A 16,482-nucleotide genomic window follows, 5' to 3' on the forward strand; every position below is an offset into this window, starting at 1 on the left:
AAGAGTTTTTAACTTCTTTTTAACTGGGTTGTTTGATTATGGTTGAGTCCTTGCTATCTGTAACAATGAGAAGTTTGTATGTATCCTCTGCATCTTCTCTAATAGCATTTGTCGTAGCAATTGCTTTGAGTTTCTACATTACTAGAATGGGGAAGAGAATTGTTGAAATGGTTACAGGTATTTTTGAAGCGCTTGTGGGAGTTCCAACAACGGCCATAGGACTTGTTGTTTATATGCTTCTATATCCTGGTGGCCCTCTTGGACCTCTTAGAATTCTTTACACGCCTTATGCAATAATATTTGGAGAGTTTTTTGTTGCGCTACCTGTGGCCTTCACATTTATGATTAGACATGTTCATAGTGCTAGAGAATATGTTAGAGAACTTGTATTGTCCTTAGGTGGCCTGGAAAAACAGGTTACAGCATTTCTGTTGAGGGAGTTGACACCTGTTCTTCTATCCTCTTACCTCCTAGCTTTTTCCAGAGCTATTGGAGAACTTGGTGTTGCTCTTATTGCTGGTGGTGGCATAGAGGGATACACGAATGTTTTGACTACAGCCATAGCTATACAAACATCTATTGGAAACTATGAGTATGCTATTTACCTTGGGCTAATACTAATACTAATCACAGTAGCTATTGTGCTTAGCTTGAAAATTCTTGGTGAGTATATTATATGGAGATAGAGCTTAGAAATGTTTGGCATAGCTACGATGGTTTCACATATGCCTTAAAAGACATAAACCTAAATTTTAAGAAGCCAGGACTCTATATAGTTGTTGGACCCAATGGAGCTGGAAAAACAACTTTACTAAAAATAGTTTCTCTAATTCTAAAGCCTTCTCAAGGCTTTGTTCTTGTAAATAACAAGGATTTTTGGAAATTGAAAGAAGATGAAAAAACAGTAATTAGAAGAGATATTGTGTTTGTTCACGACAAGCCAATTCTCTTAAGAGGCACTGTAAAGTATAATATAGAGATTGGGTTAACAATTAGAAATGCCTACAATACTGCTACACTTAACTACTATGTGAATAAATATGGACTTGAAGAAATTTTAAACAGATCTTCACATAAATTAAGTGCTGGCCAAGCAAAAATAGTGTCGATAGTAAGAGCCTTAGTACTAAACCCATATGTGCTTATTCTTGATGAGCCATTCACATTTCTTGATGAAACAAGGCAAAACCTGTTACTAGAGGAAATCAAAAACAGGGTGAAGGAGAACAAAATAACAATTGTAGCAACACACTATATGTACAAAGAACTTATAGAAACATCAAATAACATCATAGAAATAATTTCAGGTAAAATAAAGTATTCAACATGAGGATGAAACATGGCTTAACCAGGGCACAAAAATTTATTAGTGTTACTGAGGGAATTTTGTAGATGGTTAGAAGCCTGTGGGGCGATGGGAGCGTTGCTCCAAGCCCGCAGGCTTCAACGTAGATGGGAGCCCCGTGCCGTTGGGCTCGACCGCCGCCGGTGAGCCCACAGTGATAGCACGTGATCTGTGGGCGAGGTGGAAGTCCCTAGAGGCAACCCTAAATAACCCTAAAAAACACGGAACAACCCTCTAGGGACAAACGGGATATTAACAACATTTTTTGTTTTGTTTCGATAGATTTTTAAGCAAATCTATACACACTATATAAGTTACTGTTTGGTGATGAGATAAAGAAATGCATCCAATATATGTTTCATTCATAATCAATTTTATTACATTGTTGTTAAAGATAATGGGCTTTATTGGCACGAACTCTGCTTCTCTACTAGCTGATATACTCAATGATGTTGGTGACTGCATAGGCTTGGGGCTAATAATTCTTGGCATGTTTATTTCAAGTAGAAGAAGCTCAATTGCTTATCCATTTGGAATGAGCAGAGCATTGTATGTGTTTGGCTTAATATCCATATCTATTATAGGTGGGTTCTTGTTTTCAACATCTATTGTGAATTCCATAAACTCATTTGCCAATCCCAAGCCCATTAATGCTGGCATTAAAACAGTGACCCTGGTTTTGCTAGCGCTTATTGTTAATGGCTTTAACTTGCTGTTAGCATTATCTACAAGAGAAGAAGAAAATAGTCCTGCTAATGTAAGTGCTTTAGTTGATGGTTTTGCAGATTTTCTTGGTAGCGCAATTGCATTCACATCAATTGCAACTATGAGCCATGTTATTGACTCTATTGGTAGCATCATAATTTCTATAATAGTTCTTGTATCTTCCACAGCAGTTAGCTATAGATATTATTCAATACTTATTGGAAGAGCACCGCCAAAAGAAGAAATGCTAAAAATAATTAATGCAGTTTTATCAGTTCCAGGAGTTCATGATGTAAACGAGTTAAAGGCTGTTATGATTACAGAGAATGAGTATTTGATTATGCTTGAGGTTGAGGTAGGAGAGGATAATGATGTTGAAGACCTTGAAATGCTTAGCAAACAAATTGAGGCACAAATTAAAAGTATTGTTCCAAATGCTAAGCACATAGCTATAGAATTTGTTTCGAGAAGAAAGGAGCCTCCAACATATAGAAAAATAATTGAGGAAATAAAAAGATTGGAGGACTAATCAATCAACTGTTTTAAACATTTGCTGCGAAACTTTCACTTGGCTATTCGCTTATGGGCTTCCCATTTCTAAGAACATATATCTTGTTTCCTAAGGAAAAACCCAAGTCTGTTGTTGTTATAAGCTGAGCACATTCATGGCTTTTGGCATAGTCCTTGAGAACATCAATCACCATTGCCATAGCCTCGTCATCTAAACTCGAAAAAGGCTCGTCCATGACCAGAAGCTTAGGGCTCTTTACAAGAGCACGAGCAATTGCAACTCGCTGCTGTTCTCCTGCTGATAGCTGCGATGGAAAAAGCTCTTCCTTTCCCTTCAACCCCAGCATACTTAAAATCTCCTCAGCTTTCTTTCTCCTAACACTTTTCTCCATGTTTAAGAGTCTTAGAGGAAGCTCAACATTGTCTATAACCTTAAGCGTTGGTATCAATGTGTATTGCTGATCCACATAACCTATATGCTTTAACCTCAACATGGATTTCTGGTAATCACCAAGCTTATTAACTTCAACTTCCTGAAATATTACCTCACCCAAGTCTGGTGACATGATTAAGGCTACTATTTTGCATAGAGTTGACTTGCCCACTCCATTTCTACCCTTCACAGTTACTATATCACTTTCTGATAGTAGAAGGTTCAACCCTTTCAGCAACTCCAGAGAGCCATACTTCTTAACAATATTTCGAAGCTCGAGAATAGCCATGTTCAACACCAATACATTGCATTGTTTGGTGATGAATAAACTCGTGAAAGAGTTGATTCAAGAAAGTGCAATGAAGCAGGCAAGCGATAAATGTTCAAAGCTATTGCAAAACCTCTTCTCACATTATCTATGCTAACAACTAGCAGGCTATTTGGATTTAATGCTCTAAGTCCAAGACTTGCAAATCTAAGCAGAGAACTTATATCAACTTCAAGCTTCATAGACTCCAAATAGCCAAGCTTATCGTCTCCAAGAACTTTTGTCGAAGGATTCAAGTATTTGATTAGGAATGCACTCAACTCTAAATCCTCTTGTCTATAGAGCCAGTAAAAACACACATTGTCAAGACCTAGAAGCAGTGTTGAGAGAATTAACATGGAGATAGTTGCTACAGCAACTGTTGTTGATATAGAGACTACTCTAGCTGCTTTGTTGTCAACTCTGTAGCTTGCTATGCTATGGTAAAACGCAAAGTAGTTGGCGATGCGATGAAGAATATTTGTTAGCATTGGCTTTGAAAATATTATAAACCCCATGATAGCAACAATTGTGAGTAAAAGGCTTTGATTCACATAGCTTACCTTGTTTTGTTTCCTAGGTATGAGAATTGGTAGCAAAGCACCTACGGCATACAGGTAGAGATTGCTTAGCTTAAGCTCTAAACCAGCAACAAGATGCAGTTGAGTAATAGCCACGAAAATTACCAGCCCAATTCCCACTATGAGAGATCCTAGTGCCAAACCCCAATCCCTCTTCGGCGGAGCTATAATTGGGGTAATGTATGCAACAAACAGATACATTGCTAACGTGGTTGCATCACTAAATCCAATTGCAATTCTAAGTCCATACCCACCATAGATAATGTAGTATGCTACAGCTATAGGCACTCCTATGAGAAGATAAAGAGCAACGTTTTTTGCTATATCCTTGGGTGTGTCATATCCAAGAAGCTTGTCTAAAGATATTGCAATTAAAGTTCCTAAAGCTATTAGTAAGCTCATGGCTGTTGAGAGGTGGTGGCAAAGCACTTGTGAGAATGCTAGCAATGGTAGCAAAGCAATGTGTTTTTAAATATTTTTAGAATTTAATATAAGAAGATATGTGGCTAGCATTATTGGATATGAATAAACCTCTTTGAGTGTAGATGATGTGAAGATAACAAATGATGGAAATGCTAGAAGCAAAGCCATGGATAGAACTGGTTTTCACATTTTCGGCATATGGCATAGACTAGAAGAGCAATTGCTGTGTTTAGTACTAGAACCATGTAAAGACCGTAAAGCGTATACAAATCAAGTTTCAGAACCCTATTCAGCACAACAGCTGCCAGCATGGTTCCTGGCCACCTATTGTTGTAGCCATCGAATGCAGAATCAATCCAAATCTTCAGATCTGGGTTGTTCAAAAGCCTTTGACTAATTTCGATAAGAGGCCATACATCAGTTGAGAAAGGGGTTTCAGTAGCCAGATATATCAAAACATGCACAAGTACTACAACTACTAGTGTTGCAATCATGATTTTTCTACTCATTTAGCTCACCACTTCTCACAATTCCCACAACTGTTATTGCATATGCTATTACAAATGTTGATGCATATACATGTGGGTCGACAACTAGTTGAATGCTGTGATTAATTATTACAATTCCAGGTTTTATCAAGTCAATGGCTATGTATGTAAGCAGCCAGCTTAGAACCATAGAAACTAGAATTGCAATGCAAAGAATTATGGCAATTAAGATTTTTGGCACACCAATTACTCGAAGCACCACAATCTCATTTTTAATTAAATGTAGTATAGATTGGCCAATGAGATAAAGACCCAGAGCTACTATTGCTGATAGCGCTATGCTAGCGGCAATTATAGTTGTTTGGTTTATTCCTAATCTAGAGAAGTAGGCTTCTGATACGCTGCTATAGAATTTTGTCTTCTTTTCCTGGCCCATATACTCAATAGCTATAAAAATTTTTTCAAGCAATGGCCTAGGAATGTTTATGTCTAGGCTTTTGTATAGAAGCTCTATGCTTTCCCTATTCCAAGCATGGATATAGGCAACTGAAACCTGGTTTGAGGTAGCACGTCTAAGTATGCGAGCTACAGCTATTGGCACAACCACTTCGTAGCTATATGGCTTTTCATTTGTGTAGCCAACAACTTTTAGTGGAATAGAGATTGGCTGAAACATTGATGAAACAATTACAAAACTGTCTAATTCAATGCCCAGGGCCTTTGCAAGATCACTGCCAACAACACAGCAATAGAGACAGTTGCTCAAATTGCTAAAATCGCTTATGTATCGAGAAGAATTAGCTTCTATACCACGAATCAAAACAGTTTTTTCATTGACTAAAGCCAAGACCATAACCTCAGAATCTATGCTTAAACCACTAACGTTTTTCAGTCTATGCATTAGCGATTCAAAATCCATAAGCGCTGTGAATGGTGCTAAAGCCATATTGCTAACAACAATCTCATTCTCATTTCTGTAAACAACATAGCCATAGAATGTATATAGCGCATTGATAACGCCAAGTACTATGGCAACTGCACAGGCTATGGGCATTGAAAACGCAATGCCTACAAGAATTAGCTTAGCAGCAATCCCAATTCTCATAAAACATTTTCACCAATTCTCAAAGCAACAACTGTTGCTACAAGCAATGCTGCTACTGCATAAATTACATAAACAAGAGTGTTGCTAAGCACTAGTGGTCTGTACGGCACTTCAACAGCTATTGAGCTTGCTATTGTCAATGCCAAGTGACTTGCTATTACACCAACAGCCACCCCTATTGCTGCTGATAATAGTGCAACAACTTCCTCAGAGATTATTAGGGACAATGAGATTATGGTTTTGGGAACACCAGCAATTCTAAGAGCCTTAACCACTGCAGAAACTCTATGAAGAACGTTATTTGCAGCGGGAATGAATACTGGCAGATATGCAATTAGAACATAGTTTTTTATGAGAAGTAGTGCTGAGGTTGTGTCCTGGGTAAGAAGCTGTGACATTTTTAGCAAAGTGTTTTGGGAAAGGCTTAGCTGAGTAAATGAACAGGTATTTGCAAGCTTCATAGGGTTTGTAATGTTTATGGGAAGTGCAATGAATGGACTTAGCCAACTCTGTTTGCAAACACCTTCAACATTTATTGTTTCGCTTTCCAATTCCACAACGACTTTACCTACACCAAGTGATCTATACACATCCAGGCCTATACACGGCTTATCAATATTTGCTAATACTGTTGCCACATAACTCAGCTTTTTGTTGTTCACAACAATATTGAAGTAGCATAGGTAAATGTTTTCATGTTTTGTTATTGGCATGGTCATAGATTCATGTACTTGAGCAAATGTATTGGATAAGTCGGCTACATATAACTGGCTAGAATAGCAAATAGTGTCAATGGCTACTGCTATAGCTATTGGCACTGCAACAACTAGCAACAGCCATGCAATTGAATTTGTACGAACAATAGCTAGTGTTATTGTTTTTGATGTTTCAAGGATTTGCACAAAAGCTTTGGACACTATTCCAACCTTTTCTCAAGTTCTCTAATCCTTCTATATATTCGTATTTCAAATCTCTTCAAATATATTGATAGTAGCGATAGGAAAATGCCAAGAACCCCTACAGCTAATAAGCCCAAACCGATTAAGCCCTTGACATAATGTTTTACACCATACACCACGTAACGATAGAGAACATATGAAGAAAGGGCGAATCCCATGACTAGAAATGGTATTGAGATTATTAGAGAAAGTGATATAGGGTTGTATCTATAAGCAAGTCTCAGCATATCCAAGGCTATTCTAAAACCATGTCTTACACCAAGTTTTTTCTTGCCAAGTCTTTTTCTATACTCTATTGGAATCTCACATATTTTTCCACCAGTTGATGCTATGTGAGCAACTATTTCGCTTTCTATAGAAAATCCCTTCATCTCAAACAGTAAATCAGATACACTATCAACTCGAATTAAATACATGCCACTAAGAACATCTCTTAGCTTCGTACCAAACAAAAAGTTAAACACATTGGTTAATATAATGTTACCAAACTTAAATGTATGTGTAAGCCATCACCATATAACCTAACCCCTATAACTTCATCACACTTGAATTTATTCATAGTCTTTAGCATTTCATCTAAAAACCTTGCTGGATAGCTATAATCACCATCAACAACAAGAACATATGGGGTATTCACAACATATTTAAGTGTAGTTGCTATGGCCATCGCCTTCCCCTTCCCCTCTTGAGAAATAACCTTCACGCCTTTCGACTCAGCAATTTCCACAGTCTTATCTGAACTGCCACCATCAATCACAATAATGTTGTTATAGCCATAGCTACGAAACTCATCTATAACAAGACCTATTGCCTCTTCCTCGTTAAGTGTTGGGATAATAATTGTTACAGAGTCTTTGGATAGGTCATCAACCATGAAATAGACCCATCACCAAAACTTGAAAACCTCTCTTACAATACTCTATGGTAGACTAGGGTAAAAATACTTTGACTTTCTAATAAAATTAGATTGCTTGAAAATCAGGTCACCGCCAATGGTATTATCCATAAATCATTTTGATGTGTTGTAAGTGGGTGTTTTATTCCTACATTGAAGAAAGCGTTAATGGCGTTTGATTTAAGTCGCGCTTTTTAGTGTGGAGAAAATTGTTTATTGAAAACATTGTATAAAGATTTGAAAGCTTTAATAATTTTTAAACAGAGTAGTAGGTATTGAAGCAAATTAGTTTTCAAGTTTTAGCAATCCTGGGTCAAGGAGGGTTAGGAGGTATTTACAGTGTTTGATGAGGAAGAATTCAATAGATGGTTTAATAGTGCTTTAAAAACATTGGAGTCTGCTAGAGTTGATCATGCTCATAGATTCTATAACTGGGCTTGTTTTAAAGCTCATCAAGCTGCTGAAAAAGCTATTAAAGCTTTTTTATGGGGCTTAGGAAAGCCTCAAACGGGGCATTCACTACCTGTACTAATATCTAAATTAAGAGAGGTGCTCGGTAATATTCCGGAAAATGTTGTGGAGTTTTGTATGAGGTTGAATAAATACTATATACCAACTAGATATCCCGATGTGTGGAGCGAGGGAATTCCAGAGGAGCAGTATACTGAAAAAGAATCTTCTGAGGCAATAAACATGGCTGAAGGGGTTCTGAGGTGGGTGATGGAAACATGGAGATTGTTGAAGAGAGAATAAAGATTCGTGAAAAGCTTCTTGAAAAAGCACAAAGATTTGCTGAATGCGTATTGCAAAAACTAAGCAACTCAACGATAGTAGTTTTTGGTAGTGTTGCTAGAGGTGATTTTAATGAATGGAGCGATGTAGATGTTCTAATAGTGACAAGAGATGATGTGCCCACAAGACCTGTGGATAGATTGGATGTGGTTTATGAGTGTATGAAGAGAAATCCAATTGTAGAACCGGTAATAATTACATATAATGAGTTCATGAAGTTACTTACCAAGAACAATCCCTTGGTGATTGAGGCATTGGAAAAGGGGATAGTTTTCGTAGATAAGCTTTCTCTAATCACTATATATTCCTCTCTAAAAAGTTCTGTATACTGATTTTGCATTTATTTTGCACATCCATTAAGATTAGAAATTCATCTGTGTTATTAGCTGTTTCAACCCATTTTCAAGTTTTGTATTTGGTCTGTAGCCAAGTTCCTTCATCGCTTTGGTTATGTCTGCTACGGAATGTTTTATGTCTCCTGGTCTTGGGGATGTGTATACAGGCTTCAAATTTTCTTTGCCCATTAGCTTGAGCACAAGCTTTGCCAAATTATTTATGGTTGTTGCTGTGCCACTACCAATGTTATAAACGCCTTTTGCATTTTCATTTCTTATTGCAAGCATTATAGCATTTACAACATCATCAACCGAAAATCTTGTTATTTGTAGTGTGGATGAGTGTTTATAATCATTTTATAAATTTGCTTATTTTTGGGTGATTTGTTGTGGGCTGTGAGGGTTTGCTAACCATGACAATTGGGATGAGGGTTAGCCCAGAGCCCACAGTATTAGATTTTCTGAAAAGATATAGAAATGCTTTGAACTACTCAATAGAGAAAATAATCAAGAGTAATGCAACATCTATTTCAAAAGCACATAAGTTGCTATACAACGAGTTGAAAAAGCTGTTTAATCTCCCATCCAGAGTTGCTATTGACTGTTATAGAGAGGCTTTGGCAATTGCAAAGTCTTGGTTGAGAAACTCGAGAAGAGGTAGAGTTCCAAGGGTTAAAACACTTAGAATGTGGTTAACGTATAAGCAGAGCTATAGAATTAGAGATGGTTTTGTTGAAATCATTGGCGGCTACAAGCTGAGAATTATTGGATGGAACAAAAGATACGACTCACATGAAAACAGAGAGGCTAGATTAGTCTACAGAGATGGTAAAATGTTTCTTATGATTACCAAGAATATTCCAAAACCAGAAACAATTAAGCCAATTGATGTCATTGGTGTTGATATCAATGAGAAGAAGATTGTTGTTGCTAACCATGTTCTTGTTAAAGATTTTGAAACACCAGTTGAGAAAGCTTTGCACTTTAGGTTGTTGGCTGAAAGGCTTCAAAGAAAGTATTCATTAACAAGATATCAGGCTTGGATGAGGAGAAGAGGAGTTCTCAATAGAGTAAAAAGCTTCTACAGAAAATCTAGGAACATTGTTGTGGACTGGGCTAGGAAGGTCTCTAAGGATATTGCTGAAATTTCTAAAAGCAATAGATTTGCTGTTGCCGTGGAGGATTTGAGGAATCTCATCAAAGCTCTTAAGAAGCTTCCGAAGAACCACAGAACATCACTAATAATGCTTGGCTATAGAAAACTTAGCTACTGGATGAATTGGCAAGCAATTAAGAGAGGTGTTCCAACAATAGTTGTTAACCCAAGAAAAACATCATCTATTTGCCCAATATGTGATTCAAAGCTTGTTGAAAACGGTTATAGAAGGTTGAAATGCTTGAAATGTGGTTTAGAAGCAGACAGGGACTTGATTGGAGCATTGAACATTAGAAGAAAGGCTCTTAATGAGATGGGGGGATCTCTGACCACCCCGACTGCCCAGCAGATGACAGATGTGAAAACGAATAGATGCTGGGAACCTATGAGCCTCTAGGGGAGGAGGTCAGAAGCACCTCAGACAAATGCTAAAGACAAAACAATATAGATTCGCTTAAAAATGCAAACTAATTTAAAATAGCATCAATGAATCAATGCATTAGATAACGACTTAGAATACATAGCTTCCTAGATTTGCATTAAACTAAGTTTATTAAGTTTCTCAACTGGTTATATATTACAGTGGTGTGTATGAGTGATCTACTTATCTTTGAGGCTAAAGTTAGTAGGAAAAGGCTATTAACCATTCCCAAGGCAGCTGCTGAAAGGCTTGGCATTAGAGAAGGTTCTAGAGTTAGAATAGTTGTCGAGAACAACAGAATCATCATTGAGCCCATAAAAGATGCTTTTTGGTATGCTCTTCACGGACCTAAGATTGGATACATAGGGTTTAAAGAGCTTGAGGAGGAAAGTTTGCGTGAACAAGAAAAAATTGAGAATTCTTCTTGACACATCATTTTTACTACCATTTGTAGGATTTAAAACAGATGTAGAAATTGAAGATGCAATTGCTTGTTTAACACATCATGAGGTGTACTATAGTGATCTAAGCTTGTTGGAAGCTGTGTGGAAAATAGCTAAGGTTGTTAAGAAAGATGAAAACATCGAAGTGATTGTTGAGGGTGTGAAACTATTAGAGAAAACATTTAAGCATCGAAAAATTGATGCAAACAGTATAGAAATTGCTTTGAAAATGCGTTTAGAAGGTCATAAAGATCTTATAGATAATATGCTCTATGGTTTAGCACTTTCAAATAACATGATGTTTCTTACTGTGGATAAAGAACTTGAGGAATTTGTGAAAAAGCGTGGCATGAAAGATGTTATATTAGATGTAACTAGGTTAAAACAAGAGTATTGCTAAACAGAAATAGTTTTTATAGCTGCAATCGCAAGGTATAGAATGGCATCATCTTAAACTCCTCACATATAAAATGTTATTGAGATAGTTCTAGCATAATTAAAGCCAAAGCTGAAGAAAATGTAAACATTTTTAATCTGTTAATAACATTAGTTTTACTAACCTTAGAGGCAAATATTTTGGGGGTGCTATATGGGTGTTCTTGAGTATGTGAGTAGAAATCTCGATTGGGGTTTGAAGATTTTAGGGGATATGATTTCAATTCCAACTGTTAATCCGCCTGGTGAGAAGTATAAGGAGTTTGTTTACTATGCTAGAGATGTTTTGACTGGTTTGGGAATGGATGTTGAAATTGTTGAGGTGCCTAAAGACTATGTGGCTAGGTATTACCCCGAGTACTCTCTGCATTCAAGATATATTTTGATTGGTAGATTGGGTAGAGGCAAGCCTGTTGTTCATTTTAATGGTCACTACGATGTTGTTCCAGCTGGAAGTGGTTGGAGTAGCAATCCATTTGATGCTGTTGTGAGAAATGGTAAAGTGTATGGTAGAGGAGCTAGCGATATGAAGGGTGGTATAGCATCTTTTATTCTAGCTCTCAAATCCTTTGTTGAAACCACAAAGAGTTTTAGTGGCTCTGTTGAAGTTGCTTTGGTTCCTGATGAGGAAATTGGTGGAGAAACTGGCACAGGTTTCTTGGTGAGAGAGCTTGGCTCTAAACCAGATTATGTTGTTATTGGCGAGCCAAGTAGTAGTGAAATTATTTGGATTGGTCATAAAGGTGCTTTATGGACTTTGGTAGAAGTTTATGGTAGACAAGCACACGGATCCACGCCATGGCTTGGTATAAACGCTTTTGAGTACATGGCCAAAATAGCCATGAGAATAATAAGTGAGTATAAACCTGTTCTAGACTCTAGAAAAAGTGTTTATGAGTATGAGGATGAGAGAGGTGCTAAACCAACAATAACAATTGGTGGTGAGGTTAGAGGAGGTGCAAAAACAAATGTTGTTCCAGGATACTACGCATTTTCAGTAGATAGAAGAGTTACGCCGGATGAGGATTTGGAGAGTGTTGAGAAAGAGTTTATGGAGTTTATAAACAGAGTTGCAGCTGACTATCCCGAGGTCAAAATCAGTGTTAGAGTTCTTCACAAATCACCACCAGCTTTAACAAATCCAAACTCAGAACTGGTTACATATGCAAAAAGCGTAGCTAAGGAAGTTATAGGTAAAGAGCCAAAGACAACAGTTTGTCTAGGAGGTCTTGACATGAGGTATTACACGGAGAAGAATATTCAAACAATTGCATATGGTCCAGGAACAGCAGGAACAGCACACATAGCTGACGAATTTCTGCCGATTAGCGAGTTTGAAAAGATGAGTAAGATATATCTTCTACTCTTAAACAAGATACTGCTCAAAACATAGTGCTCATTTAAAGTAGTATTTTATACTTTCTTTTTCACATTGAAAATTCTGTTTTTATATTTTGAAAAGTTGATTGATCTAGCCAAGATACTAGTAATTAACTATTAAGAGTTAAGTACTTGCTAGAAAAATACTGATTTGGTGTCTATTTTGATTAAAATTGAGCTTTTGGCGCATGTAATTGGAATTTGTTTAACGATTGCTATAATTGTTTACATATTAGCAACATATTTTCTTGCGTCAAGGGGTGCCCAGCTAGCACCTACTCCTCCACTACATGAACAGCCTTCAGAAATTCGTAGAGTTGGGGACAGAATCTATCTTCCACTACCAAGAAAAATAACAAATGTTTCTGTTGAAGAAGCTATTCTTTGGAGAAGAAGCATTAGAGAGTATAGACAAGAGCCTTTAACAATACTTCAGCTGTCAATGCTTCTATGGGCTGCGTATGGAGTTACAGATACTGTTTGGGGTTTTAGAGCCTCTCCCAGTGCTGGTGCAACATATCCTCTAGAGGTTTATGTTGTTGTTGGTGAAAAGTGTGTTGTTATAGACAATAAAACCTATTTGGAGGCTGGCATATACAAATATGATGTTTATACACATTCTCTTAGACTTGTAAAGAAAGGAGATTTTAGAGAAGAGCTTTATAGAGCAGCTCTTCACCAGGACTGGGTAAGGGATGCTGCTATAAACATAGTTATTACAGCTGTTTTTGAAAGAACAACGAGAATTTATGGTGAGAGAGGAGCTGTTAGATATGTTCCTATGGAGGTTGGTCACCTAGGCCAAAACGTGTATCTTATGGCAACAGCAATGGGCTTGGGAACAGTTGTTGTAGGAGCTTTTTACGACAATGAAGTAGTAAAAATATTGTCTGCACCACTAGAGGAGGTACCAATGTACATAATTCCTGTGGGTGTGCCCAAAACTCTTCGAAAAACAAGTTTTGAGGAAATACAAAACTTTATAGAGAGAAACAGGAGGTAGAGATGAGCAAATCGCTAAGAATTGCATTGGCAATTGTTGAAGCCACATCTCTACCCCTTCTAACACTAGTAGTGCTCTACACACTTAGTGGATACCAAATGCTCTATCCACAGATACGCTTATTGCCAGCTGCTAGAGCGATACACACAGATTTTTCACTAAGAATTCTATTCATAGTGTTGGCTTATCTACACTCTGTTTCAGGACTCATAATAGTTATTGAAAGAAGAATCAAGTTGAAAACGCTAAAAACAATTTTAGAGTACATAGCTATAACCATTTTATCATTGTTTCTAGCAATATGTATAGCCCTGGACATCACCTTCAGAATATTCTAAGCACCAACACTAAAATAGCAAAAATTGTTGGTTAAATCATGTTTAAAGCTCTGAAACGATTTCTATTTGGAAGTATTTCGGTGTATTCCATGGCTAAACTAATTGTTTTGAGTGGTTGTGATGGTAGTGGCAAGACCACTGCTATAACCATTTTATTGATTTACTTGTCCAAGAGATTTAGGGTTTCTGTTCACTGGTTGAGGGGCAGTCATTTACATGTTTCAATTCTTTACAGAATCCTCTCTAAATTTAGTGTTTTCAAAGGTTTTGACAACCCCTATTACAGGTTTTCTGCTCCCAGCAATCTAAGACCTCTTCTTGCTTTGCTTGAATTTACAGGTTTTTTGCCACAGTTTTTTTCTAGATTGTTGAAAAAATTGATAAGCGATGTTGTTTTGTGTGATAGAGGTGTTTTGGATTTTCTTGTATGGGTCATGGCAACACTTAGATATGGCAAGTTTCTAAATAGTGTTTTGGGGAGGTTCCTATTTGCTTTATCACTTAAAGAACTTCCAATAGTGTTGACAGCAAGCTTTAGTGTTTTGAGTAGCAGAGCTGATGTTCCCAGAGAGTTTCTTGCCAGAGAATATATGTATTACAGTGTTTTGCAAAAGTATTTAGCGAGGCTTGTTATAGACTCATCCAAGGATTCCCCAGCAAGGGTTGTGGCAAGAGTGTTGAAGAGCTATGGCATCCAAGACTCTTAGAATAATTGAAATTTTAAATGGTTTTGCAAAGCCTTTGCCAAGCGAGGTAGAGGAGCTTACTAGAATTGCTAGTTTAAACAAGATTCTCCTCGCTTTTTTGAGAACTGCAAATATTGGTGGTGCCATTAGGGTTTTGGAGGAGGCTAGGTATAGAAGATATGTGAAGAGCGTTGCTGAAGTTGTTGAAGCTCTCAGGGATTTTAACTATGCTTTGTACAAGTTTAGAAAACCTGTTGAGCATGTTTCAGTGGATATAGATGTGCTTATTGATTATAGAGACTTGAGCAAGGCAATTAAAGAACTTGTTTCCAAGGGATTTAAAATAATTGCTTTCGAAAAATATACTGTGACTCTAGCTAAAAACAATACAATAGTTGATCTATATACACATCCAGCATTTGCATGGATTATATACATAGATGGCTATAAGTTACTTGATTGCTGTGTTGAGGAATTTTATTTTGAAGGTCATGTTGTTAAAGGATTAACTAGAGAAGCAGAGGCTGTTGTTTCCACTGTTCATGCCATTTACAAAGAGCATTTGTATCTCCTAATAGACTATTTTGTGACTAGAAAATGGCTTAGCAAGAAAGCATTGAATCTCTCAATAGAGCTGGGCATTGGAAATAGTGTTGAAATAGCATGTCAGCTTAATGAATTAGTTGAAAAAGGTTTGCTAGAATTACCACATAAACTACCACTAGCAATAATGGCAAGAACATATCTAAACAAATTTATTAAAGACTCAGAATTCAGAGCAACAACACCAAACATACTCAAATATCTATTTACAGAAAGAATTGGAGAAAAAATAAAGTGGAGATTATCAAGAAAAACATACTAGTTATACACAAACACCATGGTTTTGTATTGATTCATTGCATTAATGTGCTTCAACAAAAACAAATACACACCTCTAACTTCCAAGTTTTCTAATTTTAATGCAAATCACATATTGATTAGCAAATCAACAAATACAAATTTTAAAGTAGTAACACAATATTTTATGGCGATGGAATGTTATGAGCAATGAAACCTGTGTTTTAATTACTTTCTATAGCGAGCCAAGAGAAGCATTCTTAACATCTATTTTTAGAGTTGAGGAGATTTTCAATTGTAAATACATAGAGGTTTTTGTTTCGAGAAGTAGAGCTGATGAAGCTAAGAAAATTGTTGAGATTGTTAAAAGCTTTCTTGAGGGTGTTGAAATCGATGTTCATCCCTTGTTTCCAGACCCAAGTGATTTAAGTTCTTTTAATGGTCTTGTGGAATCTCTATTCAAAGTTTTGAAGGGGTTGAGGGAAAGAGGCAGAATAGTTATTGCTGTTTTCACAGGCTCTAGACTAGAGGTTTCAACAACTGTTTTAGCTGCTTCAAGAGTTAGGGAGGATATAGTTCTTGTTTACATACCGTTTTTCTGGGGCTGTTTCATTGTTGATAATGGAGCATAAGGTTTATAAGCTCTGGTTTTGTTTATGTTTGTAGAGCTCTGAGGGGCGATGGGAGCGTTGCTCCAAGCCCGCAGGCTTCAACGTAGATGGGAGCCCTGTGCCGTTGGGCTCGACAGCCGCCCATGAACCCACAGTGATAGCACGTGACCTGTGGGCGAGGCGGAAGCCCCTACACCCGATCATGAACAGATGTAAAATGATTGAAATGAGGGTGTAGGGACAAACGGTCCCTGGACAAATCTATTCTACCCCTTTACACCAAAGCCTTTA

At 37.2% G+C, this 16,482-nt stretch carries 22 protein-coding genes; 14 read left to right on the forward strand and 8 right to left on the reverse strand.

Annotated elements, in window-relative coordinates; translation table 11 throughout:
* Nucleotides 1-38: 38 nt before the first annotated feature.
* From QPL79_RS00645 to QPL79_RS00655, 3 genes are all read left to right on the forward strand, one after another.
* A complete protein-coding gene (locus QPL79_RS00645) occupies nt 39-686 on the forward strand; it encodes an ABC transporter permease (protein WP_285272854.1) in 648 nt (215 codons plus the stop codon).
* Nucleotides 677-1,330, forward strand: coding sequence for an ATP-binding cassette domain-containing protein (locus QPL79_RS00650; protein ID WP_285272855.1), 654 nt, complete (start codon nt 677-679; stop codon nt 1,328-1,330). The genes QPL79_RS00645 and QPL79_RS00650 overlap by 10 nt, the downstream gene beginning before the upstream one ends.
* A gap of 355 nt (nt 1,331-1,685) precedes the next feature.
* Nucleotides 1,686-2,579, forward strand: a complete 894-nt coding sequence (locus tag QPL79_RS00655) for a cation diffusion facilitator family transporter (RefSeq protein WP_285272856.1) — start codon at nt 1,686-1,688, stop codon at nt 2,577-2,579.
* A gap of 43 nt (nt 2,580-2,622) precedes the next feature.
* Here QPL79_RS00655 and QPL79_RS00660 read toward each other — a convergent pair whose 3' ends face one another.
* From QPL79_RS00660 to QPL79_RS00690, 7 genes are all read right to left on the reverse strand, one after another.
* Complete coding sequence (locus tag QPL79_RS00660; RefSeq protein WP_285272857.1) at nt 2,623-3,282, reverse strand: ABC transporter ATP-binding protein; 660 nt, start codon at nt 3,280-3,282, stop codon at nt 2,623-2,625.
* 2 nt (nt 3,283-3,284) lie between these two features.
* Entirely contained in the window at nt 3,285-4,283 is a 999-nt protein-coding gene (locus QPL79_RS00665; RefSeq protein WP_285272858.1) for a hypothetical protein, read from the reverse strand.
* A gap of 173 nt (nt 4,284-4,456) precedes the next feature.
* A complete protein-coding gene (locus QPL79_RS00670; protein WP_285272859.1) occupies nt 4,457-4,813 on the reverse strand; it encodes a hypothetical protein in 357 nt (118 codons plus the stop codon).
* Nucleotides 4,806-5,897, reverse strand: a complete 1,092-nt coding sequence (locus QPL79_RS00675) for an ABC transporter permease family protein (protein WP_285272860.1) — start codon at nt 5,895-5,897, stop codon at nt 4,806-4,808. The genes QPL79_RS00670 and QPL79_RS00675 overlap by 8 nt, the downstream gene beginning before the upstream one ends.
* Nucleotides 5,894-6,814 (reverse strand): hypothetical protein, encoded by a 921-nt coding sequence (locus QPL79_RS00680; RefSeq protein WP_285272861.1) that lies wholly within the window; start codon nt 6,812-6,814, stop codon nt 5,894-5,896. The genes QPL79_RS00675 and QPL79_RS00680 overlap by 4 nt, the downstream gene beginning before the upstream one ends.
* Nucleotides 6,814-7,308 (reverse strand): glycosyltransferase family protein, encoded by a 495-nt coding sequence (locus tag QPL79_RS00685; RefSeq protein ID WP_285272862.1) that lies wholly within the window; start codon nt 7,306-7,308, stop codon nt 6,814-6,816. The genes QPL79_RS00680 and QPL79_RS00685 overlap by 1 nt, the downstream gene beginning before the upstream one ends.
* Nucleotides 7,309-7,325: 17 nt before the next feature.
* Entirely contained in the window at nt 7,326-7,730 is a 405-nt protein-coding gene (locus QPL79_RS00690; RefSeq protein ID WP_285272863.1) for a glycosyltransferase family 2 protein, read from the reverse strand.
* A 360-nt stretch (nt 7,731-8,090) separates the two neighbouring features.
* Between QPL79_RS00690 and QPL79_RS00695 the strand changes: the two genes are divergently transcribed.
* Together QPL79_RS00695 and QPL79_RS00700 are read left to right on the forward strand one after the other, a co-directional pair.
* Nucleotides 8,091-8,504, forward strand: coding sequence for a HEPN domain-containing protein (locus QPL79_RS00695; RefSeq protein ID WP_285272864.1), 414 nt, complete (start codon nt 8,091-8,093; stop codon nt 8,502-8,504).
* Nucleotides 8,480-8,875: a nucleotidyltransferase domain-containing protein gene (locus QPL79_RS00700; protein ID WP_285272865.1), complete on the forward strand. Its 396-nt coding sequence runs from the start codon at nt 8,480-8,482 to the stop codon at nt 8,873-8,875. The genes QPL79_RS00695 and QPL79_RS00700 overlap by 25 nt, the downstream gene beginning before the upstream one ends.
* A 30-nt stretch (nt 8,876-8,905) precedes the next feature.
* Here the strand turns inward: QPL79_RS00700 and QPL79_RS00705 are convergent, their stop codons facing one another.
* The gene (locus QPL79_RS00705) at nt 8,906-9,205 is read right to left on the reverse strand and encodes a GDP-mannose 4,6-dehydratase (protein WP_285273393.1); all 300 of its coding nucleotides are present in this window, start codon (nt 9,203-9,205) and stop codon (nt 8,906-8,908) included.
* Between the two features lie 62 nt (nt 9,206-9,267).
* Here QPL79_RS00705 and QPL79_RS00710 point away from each other — a divergent pair, with 62 nt between their 5' ends.
* From QPL79_RS00710 to QPL79_RS00750, 9 genes are all read left to right on the forward strand, one after another.
* Complete coding sequence (locus tag QPL79_RS00710; RefSeq protein ID WP_285272866.1) at nt 9,268-10,431, forward strand: RNA-guided endonuclease TnpB family protein; 1,164 nt, start codon at nt 9,268-9,270, stop codon at nt 10,429-10,431.
* A 194-nt stretch (nt 10,432-10,625) separates the two neighbouring features.
* Nucleotides 10,626-10,883: an AbrB/MazE/SpoVT family DNA-binding domain-containing protein gene (locus QPL79_RS00715; protein ID WP_285272867.1), complete on the forward strand. Its 258-nt coding sequence runs from the start codon at nt 10,626-10,628 to the stop codon at nt 10,881-10,883.
* Complete coding sequence (locus QPL79_RS00720) at nt 10,852-11,298, forward strand: PIN domain-containing protein (RefSeq protein WP_285272868.1); 447 nt, start codon at nt 10,852-10,854, stop codon at nt 11,296-11,298. The genes QPL79_RS00715 and QPL79_RS00720 overlap by 32 nt, the downstream gene beginning before the upstream one ends.
* Nucleotides 11,299-11,487: 189 nt before the next feature.
* Nucleotides 11,488-12,726, forward strand: coding sequence for a M20 family metallopeptidase (locus QPL79_RS00725; protein ID WP_285272869.1), 1,239 nt, complete (start codon nt 11,488-11,490; stop codon nt 12,724-12,726).
* Between the two features lie 150 nt (nt 12,727-12,876).
* Entirely contained in the window at nt 12,877-13,716 is an 840-nt protein-coding gene (locus tag QPL79_RS00730; RefSeq protein ID WP_285272870.1) for a SagB/ThcOx family dehydrogenase, read from the forward strand.
* Between the two features lie 2 nt (nt 13,717-13,718).
* Entirely contained in the window at nt 13,719-14,054 is a 336-nt protein-coding gene (locus QPL79_RS00735; RefSeq protein ID WP_285272871.1) for a hypothetical protein, read from the forward strand.
* 89 nt (nt 14,055-14,143) lie between these two features.
* Nucleotides 14,144-14,761 carry a nucleoside/nucleotide kinase family protein gene (locus QPL79_RS00740; RefSeq protein WP_285272872.1) on the forward strand — a complete coding sequence of 206 codons (618 nt, stop codon included), beginning with the start codon at nt 14,144-14,146 and terminating at the stop codon, nt 14,759-14,761.
* Complete coding sequence (locus tag QPL79_RS00745; protein WP_285272873.1) at nt 14,742-15,605, forward strand: Clp protease/crotonase-like domain-containing protein; 864 nt, start codon at nt 14,742-14,744, stop codon at nt 15,603-15,605. The genes QPL79_RS00740 and QPL79_RS00745 overlap by 20 nt, the downstream gene beginning before the upstream one ends.
* Nucleotides 15,606-15,783: 178 nt before the next feature.
* Nucleotides 15,784-16,212: a hypothetical protein gene (locus QPL79_RS00750; protein WP_285272874.1), complete on the forward strand. Its 429-nt coding sequence runs from the start codon at nt 15,784-15,786 to the stop codon at nt 16,210-16,212.
* Nucleotides 16,213-16,482 lie beyond the last annotated feature (270 nt).

Source organism: Ignisphaera cupida (genome assembly GCF_030186535.1).
In the GTDB taxonomy this organism is placed as follows: Archaea; Thermoproteota; Thermoprotei_A; order Sulfolobales; family Ignisphaeraceae; genus Ignisphaera; species Ignisphaera cupida.